Below are 16689 nucleotides of genomic sequence, written 5' to 3'. Positions count from 1 at the left end.
GAATTTGATCCCGCTCACATGTTATCCTCTCAATCCCCCTCAATTTATACCGTCAGCCGCCTTAATCAGACGGTGCGTTTGCTGCTTGAGCAGGAAATGGGGCAGGTCTGGATCAGCGGTGAGATCTCTAACTTCACGCAGCCGTCCTCCGGACACTGGTACTTTACCTTAAAAGACGACACCGCCCAGGTGCGCTGCGCGATGTTCCGCAACAGCAACCGCCGCGTGACGTTCCGTCCTCAGCACGGCCAGCAGGTTCTGGTTCGCGCCAATATCACCCTGTATGAGCCGCGCGGTGACTATCAGATTATCGTCGAGAGCATGCAGCCTGCGGGCGAAGGCCTGCTGCAGCAGAAGTATGAACAGTTAAAAGCCAGGCTCTCTGCCGAGGGGCTGTTCGACCAGCAGTTCAAAAAACCGCTGCCCTCCCCCGCCCACTGCGTTGGGGTCATCACCTCGAAAACCGGTGCGGCACTGCACGATATTTTGCACGTGCTGAAGCGTCGCGACCCTTCCCTGCCCGTCATCATCTACCCGACAGCCGTTCAGGGTGACGATGCGCCAGGCCAGATAGTTCGCGCCATTGAGCTGGCGAACGCCCGTCAGGAGTGCGACGTGCTCATCGTCGGGCGCGGCGGCGGCTCGTTGGAAGACCTGTGGAGCTTTAACGACGAGCGCGTGGCGCGGGCAATCTTTGCAAGCCTTATCCCCGTGGTGAGCGCCGTCGGCCACGAAACGGACGTAACGATAGCCGATTTTGTCGCGGATCTGCGGGCGCCTACGCCGTCCGCGGCGGCGGAAGTGGTCAGCCGCAACCAGCTGGAGCTGCTGCGTCAGATTCAGAACGGCCAGCAGCGCCTTGAGATGGCGATGGACTACTTCCTTGCCAACCGTACCCGTCGCTTTACCCAGCTTCATCACCGACTTCAGCAGCAGCACCCGCAGCTGCGTCTGGCGCGTCAGCAGACCGTGCTGGAGCGCCTGCGTCAGCGCATGAACGTTGCGGTGGACGCGCAGCTTAAGCGCGCGGTGTCGCGCCAGCAGCGCGTAACGCAGCGCCTGAACCAGCAGAACCCGCAGCCAAAAATTTATCGCGCGCAAACGCGTATTCAGCAGCTGGAGTATCGTCTGGCGGAGACTATCCGCGCCCGACTGAGCACCACCCGCGAACGTTTCGGCAATGCGGTGACCCATCTTGAAGCGGTCAGCCCCCTCTCCACGCTGGCGCGCGGCTACAGCGTGACGACGGCGACGGACGGCAAAGTGCTGAAGCAAACCAAACAGGTGCATACCGGCGATGTGCTGACGACGCGTCTGTCAGACGGCTGGGTAGAAAGCGAAGTGAAATCAATTAAACCGGTGAAAAAGACGCGTCAGCGTAAAACCGGATAATTCTTCGCCGGTTACTTACTATACTGCTGCTATTCCCTTTTTTAATAAGGAGAGCAGCATGCCCCATCTTCATAGCGTTATTCCCCCTTATATTCTTCGTCGTATTATCGAAAGCGGTTCCGAGCCGCAGCAGCGCTGTGCCCGTCAGACCTTAACCCACGTCCAGACGCTGATGGCCCACATGCCCGGCAAACCCGCCGCGCCGCACGTGAATAAAGCCGGACAGCTGGAGCGCGATATTTATGACGCGAAGCAGACCCAGGAGCTGCCGGGTACGCAGGTGCGTTACGAGGGTCAGCCATCCAACGGCGATGTGGCGGTGGATGAAGCCTACGATTATTTGGGTATTACCCATGATTTCTTCTGGAAAGAATATCAGCGTGATTCGCTCGATAATAAAGGGCTTATTTTGACCGGCACCGTGCATTATGGTCGGGAATATCAGAACGCCTTCTGGAACGGTCAGCAGATGGTATTCGGCGACGGCGACGGGGAAATATTTAACCGCTTTACCATCGCCATCGACGTGGTGGCGCACGAGCTCAGCCACGGCGTGACCGAGACCGAAGCCGGGCTAATCTATTTTGAACAGTCGGGCGCGCTGAACGAGTCTCTGTCGGACGTGTTTGGCTCGCTGGTCAAACAGTACCATCTGAAGCAAACCGCCGATAAAGCTGACTGGCTCATTGGTGAAGGGCTGCTGGCGAAAGGGATCAACGGCAAAGGGCTGCGCTCAATGTCTGAACCCGGCACCGCCTATGACGATCCTCTGCTCGGCAAAGACCCGCAGCCTGCCCACATGAAAGATTTCATTAAAACGCGCGAGGACAACGGCGGCGTGCATCTGAACTCCGGCATCCCCAACCGGGCATTTTACCTGGCCGCGACGGCGATCGGCGGCTACGCCTGGGAAAAAGCGGGTTATGCCTGGTACGACACGGTTTGCGATCGCAAACTGGCGCAGGATGCGGATTTTGAGGCCTTCGCAAAACTGACGATCGCGCACGGAGAGAAACGCTCCGGCGGCGACGCTGGAGCGGCCATTAAACAAGCCTGGGAACAGGTGGGAGTGCTGTAAATGCAGGTTCCGGAACTGACGGATGACGCCGTGGTTGAGCTGGCCCGGGAAGGCGGCGTCGCTTTTATTCCCAAGCTGAGCGGGCAGCGCACCATCGCGCTTTCGTCGCTCAATGAGGCCCAGCGCCAGCGGCTGGTGAGCATCCTGGAGCAGGCTTTTCCACGCGGCCAGCCGCCCGGGCAAGCCTCTTCACCCGGCAGCGGCGACCAGCGCTATTTCCGCATCCAGATTATCTGGACCGGACAAAATCAGGCGCACTACGCCGATATCATCGTGCTGGTGCCCGAGCAGGAAGCGCCCGAGTCGCTGGTCGAGCTGTGGAAGAAAGGCGAAGGCTGCGTGTGTGATTAACGTTCGGCCCGAACAAACTCCACGCGTTTTTTAGAGATAAGACCGTGGCCGTTCTGGCAGAAATAGTCCACCGCCCCGCAGGCTTTTAATACCTGGAGCGGCTGATGGCACTCCGGGCAGCGGGCTTCGAGCGCAATATCCTTGTTACAGCTCTCGCAGTGCACTACCCCATTCTGAGGCTCAAGCGGTGCCTGGCAATCCGGGCAGGTAATCGTCATGGTGACTCCTTTAAAGCGTTCAGGTCTGCAATAATTTTACCACGTTGCGTTCAGTGCGGGCCACGCAGCTGCTGCTGTAACGTTAGAAGTAGCGTCACTTCATCTATCCTGCGGCGCGTCGTGCGGCTCACCTCGTGCGGATCCCGTTCAAACAGGCTGTTGGCGCCCAGGATATGCTCTGCAAGACAGCGCTCGTAGATCGTGCCGGGAATGTTCCAGCGTTGGCGCGTGTCGCCATTCATCAGCTCCAGCACATCTTCAGCGCCGCGCCGGTCGTAACTGATGGTCCGCCCGTCGCGCAAATAGAGCCGTAAGCCTTTTTGCCCGCCCGCAGGTCCCGCGTATTTGTTAAGCCAGATATCCACCGGCACGCCGCTGATGCTTCCCTGAAGATGCGCCTCGCCTTCCGCCGTGGTCAGGTCGCCTTTTGCAATATTGCGCCCCAGGCGATCTTTAGCCGTGACGACCCGCAGCGTCATCTCATCATTCCCGCCCAGATAGCGCACCGTTTCGCGCAGCATCGCCAGCACGTGCGTACCGATATCCAGAATCACGCCATCAGGGTGGCGAAGCGTACGCGCGTCCGGCTCACCCGTGGCAAAGTTAAGCGCGACGGGTTCTCCGGCGGCGTTATATCCGCTCGGCTCCTGCAAAAAACCGTCGATTTTGACGATGTCAGAGATGCTGCCAACCAGCGACCGCTTCACCGTTTCGATACGCGCCATCCAGTGATCGAGCGCCAGCACGCGGGAGGCGACGTCGGGGTCCGCCAGCAGCGCGTTGAGCTTTTCTGTTTGGGGAAGCGTGGCGACAATCGGTTTTTCAACCACGATGCGGGAAACCGATGAGGCGAGAGCGTGTTCAAGCACCTCAAGATGGTGCAGCGACGCCGTGGTAATAAACAGGGTATCAAGCGGTTGGGAGAGGAGTTCAGCCAGTGTGGCACAGCGCGTTACGCCCTCGGGCTGTTTTACGGGCTGGATATCAAAGCCTAAACAGCGAGGGAGATTATCAAAGCGTTTTCGTATTGCGGGCAGGTAAGCTGTTTCAACGACTGCGCCAAGACCAACAAACCCTAACAGCATGTTCTTACCTCGTCGAATAAATTGCCGGGGCATAACGCCGCCCCGGCAAGCTCGAGGTTTAAGAGGCGTTAGCTGCCGGTTTAGTCTGCGCATTTTCCAGCATGCGGCGCACCGGAACAATGAGGACGATCAGTACCGCAGCGCAAATCAGCAGCGCGACGGAGCAGCGGGCAAAGAGATCCGGCAGCATATCCAGCTGATCGGCCTTCACGTGGCCGCCAATCAGGCCCGCCGCCAGGTTACCCAGCGCGCTGGCGCAGAACCACAGCCCCATCATCTGGCCGCGCATTCTTTCCGGCGCAAGCAGCGTCATGGTCGCCAGGCCAATCGGGCTCAGGCACAGTTCGCCAAGCGTCAGCATCAGGATGCTGCCCACCAGCCAGAACGGCGACACGCCCGCCCCACCGCTGCTCAGCACGTTCTGTGCCGCCAGCATCATCAGGCCAAAGCCCGCCGCCGCGCACAGAATACCAATAACAAACTTGGTGATGCTGCTCGGGCGAATGTTTTTGCTCGCCAGCTTCGGCCATGCCCAGCTAAACACCGGTGCCAGCAGGATGATGAACAGGGCGTTGATTGACTGGAACCACACCGCCGGGATTTCAAAATCACCAATCATGCGGTTAGTGTAGTCGTTGGCAAACAGGTTGAACGAGGTTGGCTTTTGTTCGAACGCGGACCAGAAGAACGCCGCGGAAATCAGCAGAATAAAGCAGACCAGCAGCCTGGCGCGCTCTTTACGGTTCAGCCCCGCAAAAACAAACAGATAAATGAAGTAGAGGGCAACAGACGCCGCAATCACGTAGACCAGCACGCTGGCTACCGCGACCGGGTTAATCACAATCATGCCCTGCGCAATCAGCGTCACGATCGTTGCCACGCCTGCCGCCAGCGCCAGCAGCCAAACGCCCACGCCGTTACGCTTCACCACCGGGCTGTTCCAGGTAGAGTCGAGGCCGACTTCGCCGTCATAGCGTTTCATTGCCGGAACGGCAAACGCGCGGAAGATAATCAGCGCCACCAGCATCCCGATGCCGCCAATACCAAAGCCCCAGTGCCAGCCGTGGGTTTTGATCAGCCAGCCGGAAATCAACGGCGCGATAAACGAGCCCATGTTGATGCCCATATAGAACAGCGAGAAACCGCCGTCACGGCGCGCGTCGCCTTTTTTATACAGGGTGCCGACCATCACCGAGATACAGGTCTTAAACAGCCCGGAGCCAAGCACGATGAACATCAGGCCTATAAAGAACAGGTTGTTCCCCATCACTGCGGAGAGCGCGATCGACAGGTGTCCGAGCGCAATCAGGATCGAACCGTACCAGACGGCTCTCTGCTGACCGAGCCAGTTATCGGCCAGCCAGCCGCCCGGCAGCGCGGCCAGGTACATGGTACCGGCAAAGATACCGACAATCGCCGAGGCGTTTTCACGCGCCAGGCCCATCCCGCCGTCATAGACGGTGGCGGCCATAAACAGGATCAGTAACGGACGGATGCCGTAAAACGAGAAACGCTCCCACATCTCGGTGAAGAACAGGGAACCGAGCGGATACGGATGGCCGAAGAACGTTCGGCTCTCTTTTTGATTAACAGTGGATTGCATAATTCTCCCGAAAGGTATGTGTCGTGCTTGTAAACACCAGCAGGTACGCCGGCCAGTTACGTATCTGGCCGATTTTTTACATGCGGCGAAAAATTAGTTAACCATTTGATAACCAGGCGCTAGTTTTGTCTAGTACCGGACCCTGGACTTTAAGATGAAAACTCGACGATTGTCTACTTTTCTGGATTTAAAGATGGTTAGGAGTGAATAGTGATTGACTTCACACCGGGTTAGCCATTGCTGTGAAAGCGCGAAAAAAAACCGCGACAGAGGCGGGTTATAGCGGGCTCAGCTAAGGTTTTTGCTTTGCTTAATGTGAAAGAATATTAAAGGCAAAAATTATTGTTTTATAAATCTTTTTCAATACAGATCAATCAATGTGTACACACTTGGGTACATCATTTTCATTGGTACCCATAAAGAGAATTAATTTTCACACTTAAAACTATCGACCGATTCCACCAGCCAAGACGAAGGATCCTGGCTGGTGTTTTGTTGCGGTAAGTATCTCCGATGTTACCAGCGAAGTTCTGACGTTGGCATGAAGGTTACAGACCTCACGCTATCCGCTACGTCATAACTAATCTGCATGCTCGTAGGATTTACATACCCTTTTGCCTCATAAAGATCCGTCCATCCAAAAGAACGCTTCATAATCACCTTAGGAGGAGTGCTTCTTAATGGCTCACCAATATTTTCATGTACCCATTTCCGGTTCATCTTTTTAGCTAATGGCTCAGGCAGATTGTTTGGAAACACCCAATCGGCTTTGTCATCGTCCTGAATGGTTAAAGTCAGTGCCTTCAAAATCCGTCCTTCTCGCCAAAAAGATAAAAATACCCCTTCTTTGGACATATCGAGACTTAGAACTGGAGAGCCGGACGCACCTTTAGGAGGTGACTTGTATATGATTAATTCAGAATCAAGCAGCTCTTTGTAACTTTTCCCTAACCCCTCAATTAGTGCATTAACGTTTATTGTCATTTGTATAATCCCTGTTCACTGTTCAGTCTGTGCATTTTCGCCCTCGCCGCCTCAATTTGACTTTCTGTTGCTCCATTTGCTTTTAGCGCTGGTTCGATAGCATCCAGGTTGCGATCAAGCGCCGCGCGCAAGTTTCTTGAATCGAGATCGATTTGTGCCGGAGTATTACGGCCTCCATACGTTTCACTAATTTTTTGATGCACTTCTTTAGGAATTACTATTGCTGCCACATCATCAGCTAATTTACTGATATCTTTTGGATCAACATCAGGATAAAGCGCCGTTAAATATGCTTCAACCGCCGCTCTTGACGGCATATGATCCGCCTCATAAATCCCCTGCCGCGAACGGCGTTTAAAGTCACTGTATAGCTCGACTTCCAGAAACTCCACCGGTGGTTTGCTCAGGTAAATATAAATCGGCGGCAGGTCAGGGAACGGCAGGATCAGAATGTAATCCGCAAAACTCTTCTCCTCCGGTGCCGGGCTGGTGGTCGCCGTTATGCTGGTGTTATCAGGCAGCGGGTCAACAACCACCGGGTTCGGCAGCACCGGCCGCGCCTGGTTGCCGGTATTCCACGGCGTTTTCTCGTCTGTCCGGTCAGGCGTCCACACGATGGTTATGTGCGGTTCTTCCTCCGTGGTGAACGTGTACGCCTGCGCCCTGCTGTCGTACTCCATTTTTCTGACGCGCACACTGTCCCGGCCAGGTGGCGTGTGCCAGCCGTGCGGCACCGGGTTCCCCCTGCTGTCGTTCTCCCACGTATAGCGAACACGGCTTGGGGCGTCACGCATCTGCGCCAGGCGCATACGGTCGATAAAGTCCTGTTCGCCGTCGTTCAGCCTGCCGGGCATCATTCCCACCAGCAGCCCGGCCACGGGGGCGCCCGCTCCGGTGGCGGCCACCTCACCCAGCCCGGCAGCGCCACGCACCGCCCAGGTGCCGTAGGTCAGCGCCCTGCCGCTTATCAGCTCCAGCAGGCTTGCACCTGCCGTGGCCGTCTGCGCGCGTGCAGCAGCAGAAGCGGCAGCAACGGCCGCCTGATAATCCATTTCCTCATGGTTGCCGTTCCACCAGCGATAAAGGGCGCTGCGCTTTTTCGGTTTGGGGATGTCCTCTGGCTTTTTCTTTTTTGCGGTCTGTGCGTGCTGCGGGGCGTCTGAATCGGTTGCCGGGTCGCTGGCGGGCATGGCCTGAAAAAATGCCATATCAGCAAAATGGGTGTGGGGTTCACGCTGGTCACCGGCATCATTGCACCCATTACCGCGCAGGCAGGACTTCGCAAATACGCGGTTGCGCTCCCTTTCCTCCTCTCTGCGTTTTTCCTCCCTCTCCTGCTCTGCCCTGCGTTCGGCCATCATAGCGGCGTGCTTTTCCCTGGCAATTTGTTCCGGTGATGGTCCACTACCCAACCATTCGCCAATGGGAGCGATTATAAAATTTGTTCCCGGAGGACAGTCGCACCTGACTTCTGATCCATCAACTGCGGCGGCAATCCCGTGGAGTATCACGCTTGGCTCACCATCGAGAATAGTTCCGGGTTTCCCGCAGTTTTTACATGGCGTAGTTTTATCACCAACACGAACAACTACGCGCCCATATTCAGTGCAGTTCGGGAGTGAACCAATACAGGTAGCACCGGTTGAGGTTTTATCTCCAGTCAGGGCCATTCCTCGGCCCATAAGGTCCGTTCGGTATCCCATGCGTTACGCTCCCGTAACTGTCAGAAAATCCGCCCCGGATACAGTCCCTTCACGCGTGACCAGGTATGTATGGCCTTGTGGGGTACTGATAATTTCGTCGCCGTTATCAAGCACGCTGCCCACCAGCGCAACGCCAACCCCCTTCCACATGCTGGCCTTTCCGGCGCTGGTGACTATGGCTGCCGTGCTGCCGTCAGGATAGGTAACGATATCCCCGGTGGTGGCTATACTGACGTAGCGGCCATTGTCCAGCAGCAGTTTTGATTCACGTTCCACCGGGGCAACAATCCCCCCACGGCGGGTGATGCTCCCTTCCGTTGCTATTCGCCAGATAGCTTTCACAGGATGTTTCCGTTCCAGTTCCCTTCCCTCTACGATTATCGCGCGTGCTCCATCGTCCATTGCGGCAATTTCTTCCGCTGTAAATGGCGACGCTTCAAGCCCTGCTAATATTTCTGGCGTTAATTTATTGGTATATTGCTTATTCATGTAAATCCCCTTTAATTCCATTTAATTAAAAATTCAAATAATTCTACTACGGATAAGGGTTTATCATTTTTATTCAGCATTTTTGGTTCATATCGAATAATCAAATAATTTCCTGACAATAAATAATTACCGTGAATATTGATATGTGATTTCCAACGGTAATTGAATTACCCTTTACGCTATTAAGTATCCTCTTGCAGTGATTGCGGCGTACCGCTGCCGCAGCGCGCCTCCACCGCGTCTTTCGTTATAACCACGAAATAAAAATAGCTCCTGTTTTAACGGGCTAACTTAAATTAAGGGATTTCTTTCTGCCCGATTGCCATCGGAACATATTCATTTACAAGCACGTTGAATTAGCGGCGGCCCCATTTGGCGATGAGTTAGCGATGGCATAACTTAACGGCCATCTCGCAGCACAATAGTACCGGCCCCTGACCGTCAGCCAGGGCGTGCAGTTCATTCCATACATGCCGGACATGCAACTCCCGAAACCATCGAAGATGGCCGCGATTCGTTATGCTATCTCAGACAAAAAAACCCGCATGGTTAGCGGGTTTCGGTAATGCATCAAACTTGGTGCGGCCTGATGAAAGTTATTTGCTTTTCTTAATGTGCTTAATCAAGCGCTTACGCTTACGCATCTGGTTTGGCGTCAGGGTGTTGCGCTTGTTGGCAAACGGGTTTTCCCCTTCCTTGAACTGGATACGGATAGGCGTGCCCATCACGTCCAGCGATTTACGGAAGTAGTTCATCAGATAGCGCTTGTAGGAATCCGGCAGGTCTTTTACCTGGTTGCCGTGGATCACCACGATTGGCGGGTTATAACCACCGGCGTGGGCATATTTCAGCTTCACGCGACGGCCACGCACCAGCGGCGGCTGATGGTCTTCTGCAGCCATATTCATGATGCGCGTCAGCATCGCGGTGCTCTGACGACGGGTGGAGCTGTCGTACGCTTCACGTACGGATTCAAACAGGTTACCGACGCCGCTGCCGTGCAACGCAGAGATAAAGTGCACGCGGGCAAAGTCGATAAAGCCCAGACGGAAGTCGAGGGTCTCTTTCACCTGCTCGCGCACTTCATTGCTCAGGCCATCCCACTTGTTGACCACGATAACCAGTGAGCGCCCACTATTGAGGATAAAGCCGAGCAGAGAGAGGTCCTGATCGGAGATACCTTCACGCGCGTCGATGACCAGCAGCACAACGTTGGCATCTTCGATCGCCTGCAGGGTTTTGATAACGGAGAATTTTTCCACCACATCGGTGATTTTCCCGCGCTTACGCACCCCGGCGGTGTCGATGAGAACATACTCGCGTTCATCGCGCTGCATAGGAATGTAGATACTGTCACGGGTGGTGCCCGGCATGTCGTAAACGACCACGCGCTCTTCACCCAGAATACGGTTAGTAAGCGTAGACTTACCTACGTTTGGACGACCCACGATAGCCAGCTTGATCGGCAGATCCTGCGGGTTGAAGTCGTCTTCAGGCTCTTCTTCGCCCTCTTCTCCGTCTTCGAACTGCGCCCAGTATTCAGCGTCTTCGTCTACTTCTTCCGGCGGGTTCACTTCGTCAACCCACGGCAGCAGAACGGTTTCCAGCAGGCTGGTGACGCCGCGGCCATGCGATGCCGCAATCGGGTAGATTTCACCCAGGCCGAGAGACCAGAAATCCGCGACGGCCTGATCGGCATCGATACCGTCAGTTTTGTTCGCCACCAGGAAGGTCGGCTTTTCGCGTGAACGCAGGTGTTTGGCAATAGCGGAGTCCGCCGGCATCAGGCCAGCGCGCGCATCCACCATAAACAGCACCACATCCGCTTCTTCAATCGCCAGCAGCGACTGTTCCGCCATGCGGGTTTCAACGCCGTCTTCTGTGCCGTCAATACCACCGGTATCAATACAGATGAACTCGCGTCCTTCCACCTCTGCACGACCGTACTTACGGTCACGCGTCAGCCCCGGGAAATCCGCAACCAGCGCATCACGGGTGCGTGTTAAACGGTTAAAAAGAGTGGATTTTCCAACGTTAGGGCGCCCGACAAGCGCGACCACAGGTACCATGTTTGAAGCCTCATAAAATTCAAAATAACGTCGCTTTTGCGGCGTTTTTAAAAATGTCAAAACGGCTCCTGAGTGAACAGGAGCCGTTTAGTATACTACAACCGCCGGGTAATTAACGCGTGATCGCGTACAGCGTGCCGTCTTTTGCCTGAATCAGCAGTTTGCCGTCGGCCACAACCGGATCGGTCAGGAAACCAGAGCTGTCGACTTTTTGCTGTGCAACAAAGCGGCCGTTATCCGGATCGATCCAGTGCATATACCCTTCGCTGTCACCGACTACCAGGCTACCGTTGTACAGCGCTGGTGAAGTCAGCAGACGGTGCAGCAGATCGCTTTGCGTCCACAGCGTCACGCCGCCTTCGGTGCTCAGCGCCAGCAGACGGTCGTTCTGGTCAACCATATAGATGCGGTTACCTTCAACGACGAAATCGTTCACAGAACCCAGCTCACGTTTCCACATGATCTGGCCGCTGCGCAGATCCAGCGCGGTCAGGTTGCCGTTATAGGCCAGCGTGTAAACCACACCGTTAACGATGACCGGCGTTGTGTCTACGTCGCTCAGACGATCAATTTCCGTTGAGCCAGTGGCCTGAGAGATACGCTGCTGCCAGATCATCTGGCCCTGCTGCATCAGCACTGCGCTCACGCGACCGTTGTCGCCGCCCACAATGGCAGCACCAAATGCGGTAGCCGGCGCGGATTCGCCGCGCAGAGAGAGCGCAGGCATATCCAGGTTAACGGTCCATTTCACCAGACCGTCCGCTTCGTTCAGCGCCTGCAGCTGGCCGTTGCTGGTATGAATCAGCACCAGGCCGTCGCTCACCACCGGACGAGACAGGGATTCACCCGCCACGGTTGTTTGCCAGGCAATGGAGCCGTCGCTGCTGTTCAGCGCATAAACCTGCGCTTTTTCGCTGCCCACGTAAACATGACCACCGGCGACGGTCAGACCGCCAGACAGCAGTGCAGGTTTACGGGAGAACCAGCCGTCTTTTTCCGCCAGGTTAACGGACCAGACTTCTTTCCCGTCATCGGCGTTCACCGCTTTCACGGTACCTTTACGGTCAGCGGCATAAACAACGCTGTCTGCATACGCCGGATGAAGGTTGGAATAGAAATCACCAATCCCATTGCCCACGGAGACATCCCACGCGGTGGATGGGGTAAACTGGTTTTCAACCGTCGGCAGTGGGGACATTTTCACAACGTCTTCTTCGCCACTGAACAGTGAACAACCACTCAATAACGTAACAGAAAGCAGTCCTGGCAGAAGTAATTTACGCAATTGCATCGGGTCCCTCTCAGACGGACAAATTATTTATTTTCATCTGCATCATTTCGCTCAGCGCAGGTGAGGCATTGCTCTCTACGCCAGCTTGCCACGCTTTACGCGCGCCCGCTTTGTCACCTTTGCTCAGCAGTGCTTCACCGCGCAGATCGGCAACGATGGCAGCAAAACCTTCGCCTTTGATGGTATCGAGCGTTTTCAGCGCATCGTCAACTTTCTTCTGCTGAACCTGAATACGAGCCAGGCGCAGATTGATCACCGCTTTCAGGTTCTCATCGCTGGCCGCAGCAAGGCCCTGAGAGAGCTGAGCAGCGGCTTTATCCAGTTCGTTCTTATCAACGTACTGCTGAGCCACTTCCAGCGCAGCCAGTGCACCGTAGGTGTTTTTGTTGTCAGCCGCAAATTTTTCTGCCGCAGCCAGCGTTTGCGGCTGATCGGCACGAATTGCGCTAACGGTAGTTTCATAGGACAGTGACGCGCCGCGCGCGGAATCCGCCTGATGACTGTTCCAGTAACGCCAGCCCATCAGCGCACCGACACCTAAAATAACCCCAACAACCAGCGCTTTGCCGTTTTCAACAAAGAAGCGTTTAATCGCGTCGACCTGATCGTGTTCGTTCTCGTAAATTTCCACGCAGTCCTTCTCCTTAGCCCAATAGAGTGCGCAAGTGCGCCGCAACGCCGTCCTGCGTTACCGTTGTCTGCTCACCAGAGCGCAGGTCCTTCACCACCACTTCGCCGTTAGCCACTTCGGACTCGCCCAGCACCAGTGCAATACTTGCGCCCCACTTATCGGCACGAGCAAACTGTTTTTTGAAGTTGCCGCCGCCATGGTTGGTCATCAGCTTAACGCCCGGCAGCGCATCGCGCACGCGTTCGGCAAGCTGCATCGCCGCAGACTGCGTTTCCGCGCCTGAGGCCACCAGGTATATATCGACAACGGATTCTGCTTTAAATTCCGGATTAACTGCCTGAACCAGCAAAACAAGTCGCTCAAGGCCCATTGCGAAGCCAACAGCAGGCGCAGCGCGACCGCCAAGTTGCTCAACCAGACCGTCATAACGGCCGCCCGCACATACGGTACCCTGAGAGCCGAGGCTGGAGGTCACCCACTCAAACACGGTACGGTTGTAGTAGTCCAGACCGCGCACCAGGCGCTGGTTCACGGTATAAGCGATACCTGCCGCTTCAAGCAGCTTGCAGAGGCCAGCGAAGTGTTCGCGAGATTCTTCATCCAGGTAGTCACCCAGCGCAGGCGCATCGTTCAGCAGTGCCTGAACGTCCGCGTTTTTGGAATCCAGTACGCGCAGCGGGTTACTGTACATACGACGTTTGCAGTCTTCGTCCAGCTTCTCTTTATGCTGTTCCAGGAACGCAACCAGCGCATCGCGGTAATTAGCGCGTGCTTCCAGAGAACCAATAGAGTTCAGCTCAAGGGAAACGTGATCGGCGATACCGAGGGCGCGCCACCAGCGGGCGGTCAGCATAATCAGTTCAGCGTCGATGTCCGGGCCCTGCAGGCCAAAGACTTCCACACCCAGCTGATTGAACTGGCGATAACGCCCTTTCTGAGGACGTTCGTGGCGGAACATCGGGCCGATATACCACAGGCGCTGCTCCTGATTGTACAGAAGACCATGTTCGATGCCGGCGCGTACGCAGCCCGCCGTACCTTCCGGACGCAGGGTCAGGCTGTCGCCGTTGCGGTCCTCAAAGGTGTACATCTCTTTTTCAACCACGTCGGTGACTTCACCAATCGCGCGTTTGAATAACGGGGTCTGCTCTACAATCGGCAAACGGATTTCGCTGTAACCGTAGCTGCCGAGCACCTGCTTCAGCGTGCCTTCAATGCGCTGCCAGATGGCGGTTTCGCCAGGCAGATAATCGTTCATGCCGCGGATGGCTTGAATGTTTTTTGCCACGTTTATTCTCTTTCTATATACAAAAAAAACCCAAAGAATGGGTTCAATCATACATGGGAAGCGGCACGCTTCCCATCACGTTATTTTTCAACCTGCTGAACGCTGATACGCTGTGTTTCGTCCATCATGGCGGCTTTGGCGCGGATGCGGGCTTCAAGCTGGTCGATCATGTCGCTATTATCCAGACGATCTTTACGAACGCCATCTTCATAGAGACCACTTTTCTTGTTACCGCCGGTGACGCCCAGGGTTGACACCAGTGCTTCACCCGGACCGTTTACCACGCAGCCGATGATGGAGACGTCCATCGGGGTGATAATGTCTTCCAGACGTTGCTCCAGGGCATTCACCGTCCCGATCACATCAAACTCCTGACGTGAGCAGGTTGGGCAGGCAATGAAGTTGATCCCACGCGCGCGAATACGCAGTGATTTCAGGATATCGAAACCGACTTTGATCTCTTCGACCGGATCGGCCGCCAGCGAGACGCGCAGGGTGTCACCGATCCCTTCAGAGAGCAGCAGCCCCAGACCGATCGCGGATTTTACAGAGCCGCTGCGCAGGCCGCCCGCTTCGGTGATCCCGAGATGCAGAGGCTGATCGATCTGCTTTGCCAGCAGGCGATAAGATTCAACCGCGAGAAATACGTCGGACGCTTTTACGCTGACTTTGAACTGATCGAAGTTGAGACGATCGAGATGATCAACGTGGCGCATCGCGGATTCGAGCAGCGCCTGCGGCGTTGGCTCGCCGTATTTTTCCTGGAGGTCTTTTTCCAGTGAACCAGCGTTAACGCCGATACGGATAGGAATATTTTTATCGCGGGCGCAGTCCACTACCATGCGGATACGCTCTTCGTTACCGATGTTGCCCGGGTTAATGCGCAGGCAATCGACGCCGTATTCGGCCACTTTCAGTGCGATACGGTAGTCGAAGTGGATGTCAGCCACCAGCGGAACGCTGACCTGCTGTTTGATCAGCTTGAACGCCTCAGCGGCATCCATGGTTGGGACGGAGACGCGAACAATATCCGCGCCTACACGTTCTAATGCTTTGATTTGATTGACCGTCGCTTCCACATCGGTGGTGCGCGTGTTGGTCATCGACTGAACGGCGATAGGTGCACCATCGCCGATTGGCACATTCCCAACGTAAATCCGTTTCGATTTTCTACGTTGAATCGGAGCCTGGTTATGCATGAAAAATCTCCCGCGTTGCCCGTCTGTTACTGTGCTGCTGATTGTTCGGCATTAACGGTAAGACGTGCAACCTGGTTAGTTCTGATAAAGCGGCTCAGGTCGACAGGTTTTCCTTGATACTGGATCTGTACCGCTGCCGGAGCGCCGATTTTAAGTTTATAGGGAGCCTGGCCAGTTAGGTTTAACGTGCCATCTTTACGCTGCAGGCCGCTGAACAGTTTTTTACCTGTTGCGTCAGTCACTTCCAGCCAGCAGTCGGCGCTGAAGTTCATCACCAGCGCGTTGGGATCGGCTGCTGTGGCGGTACCCGCCGGGCTGGTTGGCAGAGAGGCTGCGCTATTGTCTGCAGGCTGAGTAGCCGCAGGTGCGTTCGCCGCAGTATCAACATTCGCTTGAGAAGGGGCAACAACCGCGTTTTGATCCTGAGCCTGCGGCGCAGCGGTGTTAGCCGTTGCTGCCGGGGCCTGTGCTGCACCGGTCGCCGACGCGTCTGGCGCTGCGGTCTGCGGTTCGCTGGAAGAAGCTGCACCGTCGGTATTCAACGGCACGCTCTGGCCGTTCTCACTTCCGGCCTGGTTGAGTTCAGCGGAGGACTGATCGGCCATGGTGGTGATCTCTTCCTGCTGCGCCTTGTGGTTTTGCCACCACCATGCACCGGTCAGACCGATCACCACAAACAGCACCAGCCAGGTAAAGCTCATCAGCCAGCCATCACGTTTTTTACGACGTTTCCCCAGGGAGAAGGTCTGCATCGGCGCAACTTTTGCTGCACGGACCGGGGCCTGCTTCTCCATCATTGGCAGTAATTCGTTTTCGGGGATATGCACCAGTTTTGCGTAAGAGCGGATATAACCGCGCAGGAAAGTTGAAGCCAGATCGGCAGGTGCCTTATCTTCTTCAATATCGCGAACCGTGGAAACCTTCAGGCACAAGCGTTCCGCAACGGCTTGCTGGCTGAGTCCGAGTTGTTCACGGGCGTTGCGAAGACGAACGCCAGTGGAGAGTGCTTCATGTTGGTCGTGAGTGGCTTCAGTATTCATTCGCTACAACTACTGGTACGTGAAAAATAAGGGTTCAGGTGCCGGTGAGTCACAATGCCACCCGCACCGCGAAACTTCTGGTCAGTTAACCTTGAACAGAGAGTATAAGACTGTCAGCCCGGAGATGACAGTACAGCCCTGCCCGTACGGCTAAACTGTTGTTACGTCGTTACATACTGCCCGAAAGTCGAATGAAACGCACCGTAATTATTGATCAGTCATCACGAATCTGACTGATTATTCAGTAAGGTTATGCTACACGGCGCAG

The 16689-nt window shown here is 55.4% G+C and carries 15 protein-coding genes; 3 read left to right on the top strand and 12 right to left on the bottom strand.

The genetic code is table 11. The features are described from left to right. The first annotated feature begins 18 nt into the window (after positions 1 to 18). The 3 genes from xseA to AB8846_RS17490 are packed head-to-tail and all read left to right on the top strand — an operon-like array spanning position 19 to position 2821. Positions 19 to 1392: an exodeoxyribonuclease VII large subunit gene (xseA, locus tag AB8846_RS17500; protein ID WP_370733273.1), complete on the top strand. Its 1374-nt coding sequence runs from the start codon at positions 19 to 21 to the stop codon at positions 1390 to 1392. A gap of 58 nt (positions 1393 to 1450) precedes the next feature. Further along, positions 1451 to 2470 carry a M4 family metallopeptidase gene (locus AB8846_RS17495; RefSeq protein WP_318591979.1) on the top strand — a complete coding sequence of 340 codons (1020 nt, stop codon included), beginning with the start codon at positions 1451 to 1453 and terminating at the stop codon, positions 2468 to 2470. Further along, the gene (locus tag AB8846_RS17490; protein ID WP_024908659.1) at positions 2471 to 2821 is read left to right on the top strand and encodes a protealysin inhibitor emfourin; all 351 of its coding nucleotides are present in this window, start codon (positions 2471 to 2473) and stop codon (positions 2819 to 2821) included. On the opposite strand, the gene AB8846_RS17485 is transcribed toward AB8846_RS17490, so the two are convergent. From AB8846_RS17485 to rodZ, 12 genes are all read right to left on the bottom strand, one after another. Next, positions 2818 to 3039 carry a zinc ribbon domain-containing protein gene (locus AB8846_RS17485; RefSeq protein ID WP_370733272.1) on the bottom strand — a complete coding sequence of 74 codons (222 nt, stop codon included), beginning with the start codon at positions 3037 to 3039 and terminating at the stop codon, positions 2818 to 2820. The genes AB8846_RS17490 and AB8846_RS17485 overlap by 4 nt on opposite strands. Positions 3040 to 3089: 50 nt before the next feature. Next, the gene (locus AB8846_RS17480) at positions 3090 to 4124 is read right to left on the bottom strand and encodes a Gfo/Idh/MocA family oxidoreductase (RefSeq protein WP_370733271.1); all 1035 of its coding nucleotides are present in this window, start codon (positions 4122 to 4124) and stop codon (positions 3090 to 3092) included. 58 nt (positions 4125 to 4182) lie between these two features. Next, on the bottom strand, positions 4183 to 5727 hold the full coding sequence (locus AB8846_RS17475) for a peptide MFS transporter (RefSeq protein ID WP_370733270.1): 1545 nt from the start codon (positions 5725 to 5727) through the stop codon (positions 4183 to 4185). A 516-nt stretch (positions 5728 to 6243) separates the two neighbouring features. Next, positions 6244 to 6711 (bottom strand): DUF6392 family protein, encoded by a 468-nt coding sequence (locus AB8846_RS17470; protein WP_370733269.1) that lies wholly within the window; start codon positions 6709 to 6711, stop codon positions 6244 to 6246. Continuing rightward, positions 6708 to 8381: an S-type pyocin domain-containing protein gene (locus AB8846_RS17465; RefSeq protein ID WP_370733268.1), complete on the bottom strand. Its 1674-nt coding sequence runs from the start codon at positions 8379 to 8381 to the stop codon at positions 6708 to 6710. Before AB8846_RS17465 ends, AB8846_RS17470 begins: the two co-directional genes overlap by 4 nt. 36 nt (positions 8382 to 8417) lie before the next feature. Continuing rightward, on the bottom strand, positions 8418 to 8903 hold the full coding sequence (locus AB8846_RS17460; RefSeq protein ID WP_370733267.1) for a hypothetical protein: 486 nt from the start codon (positions 8901 to 8903) through the stop codon (positions 8418 to 8420). 596 nt (positions 8904 to 9499) lie between these two features. Continuing rightward, complete coding sequence (der, locus tag AB8846_RS17455; RefSeq protein WP_023308811.1) at positions 9500 to 10972, bottom strand: ribosome biogenesis GTPase Der; 1473 nt, start codon at positions 10970 to 10972, stop codon at positions 9500 to 9502. A gap of 112 nt (positions 10973 to 11084) precedes the next feature. Beyond that, positions 11085 to 12263, bottom strand: coding sequence for an outer membrane protein assembly factor BamB (bamB, locus tag AB8846_RS17450; protein ID WP_063143429.1), 1179 nt, complete (start codon positions 12261 to 12263; stop codon positions 11085 to 11087). A gap of 10 nt (positions 12264 to 12273) precedes the next feature. Then, on the bottom strand, positions 12274 to 12894 hold the full coding sequence (locus AB8846_RS17445) for a YfgM family protein (protein ID WP_370733266.1): 621 nt from the start codon (positions 12892 to 12894) through the stop codon (positions 12274 to 12276). Between the two features lie 13 nt (positions 12895 to 12907). After that, complete coding sequence (gene hisS / locus AB8846_RS17440; protein ID WP_023333028.1) at positions 12908 to 14182, bottom strand: histidine--tRNA ligase; 1275 nt, start codon at positions 14180 to 14182, stop codon at positions 12908 to 12910. An 80-nt stretch (positions 14183 to 14262) separates the two neighbouring features. After that, positions 14263 to 15381 carry a flavodoxin-dependent (E)-4-hydroxy-3-methylbut-2-enyl-diphosphate synthase gene (ispG, locus tag AB8846_RS17435; protein ID WP_023308814.1) on the bottom strand — a complete coding sequence of 373 codons (1119 nt, stop codon included), beginning with the start codon at positions 15379 to 15381 and terminating at the stop codon, positions 14263 to 14265. Positions 15382 to 15407: 26 nt separating this feature from the next. After that, the gene (gene rodZ / locus AB8846_RS17430) at positions 15408 to 16421 is read right to left on the bottom strand and encodes a cytoskeleton protein RodZ (protein WP_063143427.1); all 1014 of its coding nucleotides are present in this window, start codon (positions 16419 to 16421) and stop codon (positions 15408 to 15410) included. Positions 16422 to 16689: the final 268 nt, after the last annotated feature.

It is taken from the genome of Enterobacter sp. KB-221C9, assembly GCF_041320715.1.
GTDB lineage: Bacteria > Pseudomonadota > Gammaproteobacteria > Enterobacterales > Enterobacteriaceae > Enterobacter > Enterobacter asburiae_D.
Note: the sequence above shows the minus strand (reverse complement) of the source record. Positions and strands in the feature narration are given on the sequence as shown.

What these genes read in the sequence shown, in the direction of transcription:
- rodZ (WP_063143427.1), bottom strand. Translation starts at nt 16,421, where the DNA reads ATGAATACTGAAGCCACTCACGACCAACATGAAGCACTCTCCACTGGC.
- AB8846_RS17460 (WP_370733267.1), bottom strand. Translation starts at nt 8,903, where the DNA reads ATGAATAAGCAATATACCAATAAATTAACGCCAGAAATATTAGCAGGG.
- ispG (WP_023308814.1), bottom strand. Translation starts at nt 15,381, where the DNA reads ATGCATAACCAGGCTCCGATTCAACGTAGAAAATCGAAACGGATTTAC.
- AB8846_RS17470 (WP_370733269.1), bottom strand. Translation starts at nt 6,711, where the DNA reads ATGACAATAAACGTTAATGCACTAATTGAGGGGTTAGGGAAAAGTTAC.
- AB8846_RS17480 (WP_370733271.1), bottom strand. Translation starts at nt 4,124, where the DNA reads ATGCTGTTAGGGTTTGTTGGTCTTGGCGCAGTCGTTGAAACAGCTTAC.
- AB8846_RS17485 (WP_370733272.1), bottom strand. Translation starts at nt 3,039, where the DNA reads ATGACGATTACCTGCCCGGATTGCCAGGCACCGCTTGAGCCTCAGAAT.
- AB8846_RS17495 (WP_318591979.1), top strand. Translation starts at nt 1,451, where the DNA reads ATGCCCCATCTTCATAGCGTTATTCCCCCTTATATTCTTCGTCGTATT.
- AB8846_RS17475 (WP_370733270.1), bottom strand. Translation starts at nt 5,727, where the DNA reads ATGCAATCCACTGTTAATCAAAAAGAGAGCCGAACGTTCTTCGGCCAT.
- AB8846_RS17490 (WP_024908659.1), top strand. Translation starts at nt 2,471, where the DNA reads ATGCAGGTTCCGGAACTGACGGATGACGCCGTGGTTGAGCTGGCCCGG.
- AB8846_RS17465 (WP_370733268.1), bottom strand. Translation starts at nt 8,381, where the DNA reads ATGGCCCTGACTGGAGATAAAACCTCAACCGGTGCTACCTGTATTGGT.
- xseA (WP_370733273.1), top strand. Translation starts at nt 19, where the DNA reads ATGTTATCCTCTCAATCCCCCTCAATTTATACCGTCAGCCGCCTTAAT.
- der (WP_023308811.1), bottom strand. Translation starts at nt 10,972, where the DNA reads ATGGTACCTGTGGTCGCGCTTGTCGGGCGCCCTAACGTTGGAAAATCC.
- bamB (WP_063143429.1), bottom strand. Translation starts at nt 12,263, where the DNA reads ATGCAATTGCGTAAATTACTTCTGCCAGGACTGCTTTCTGTTACGTTA.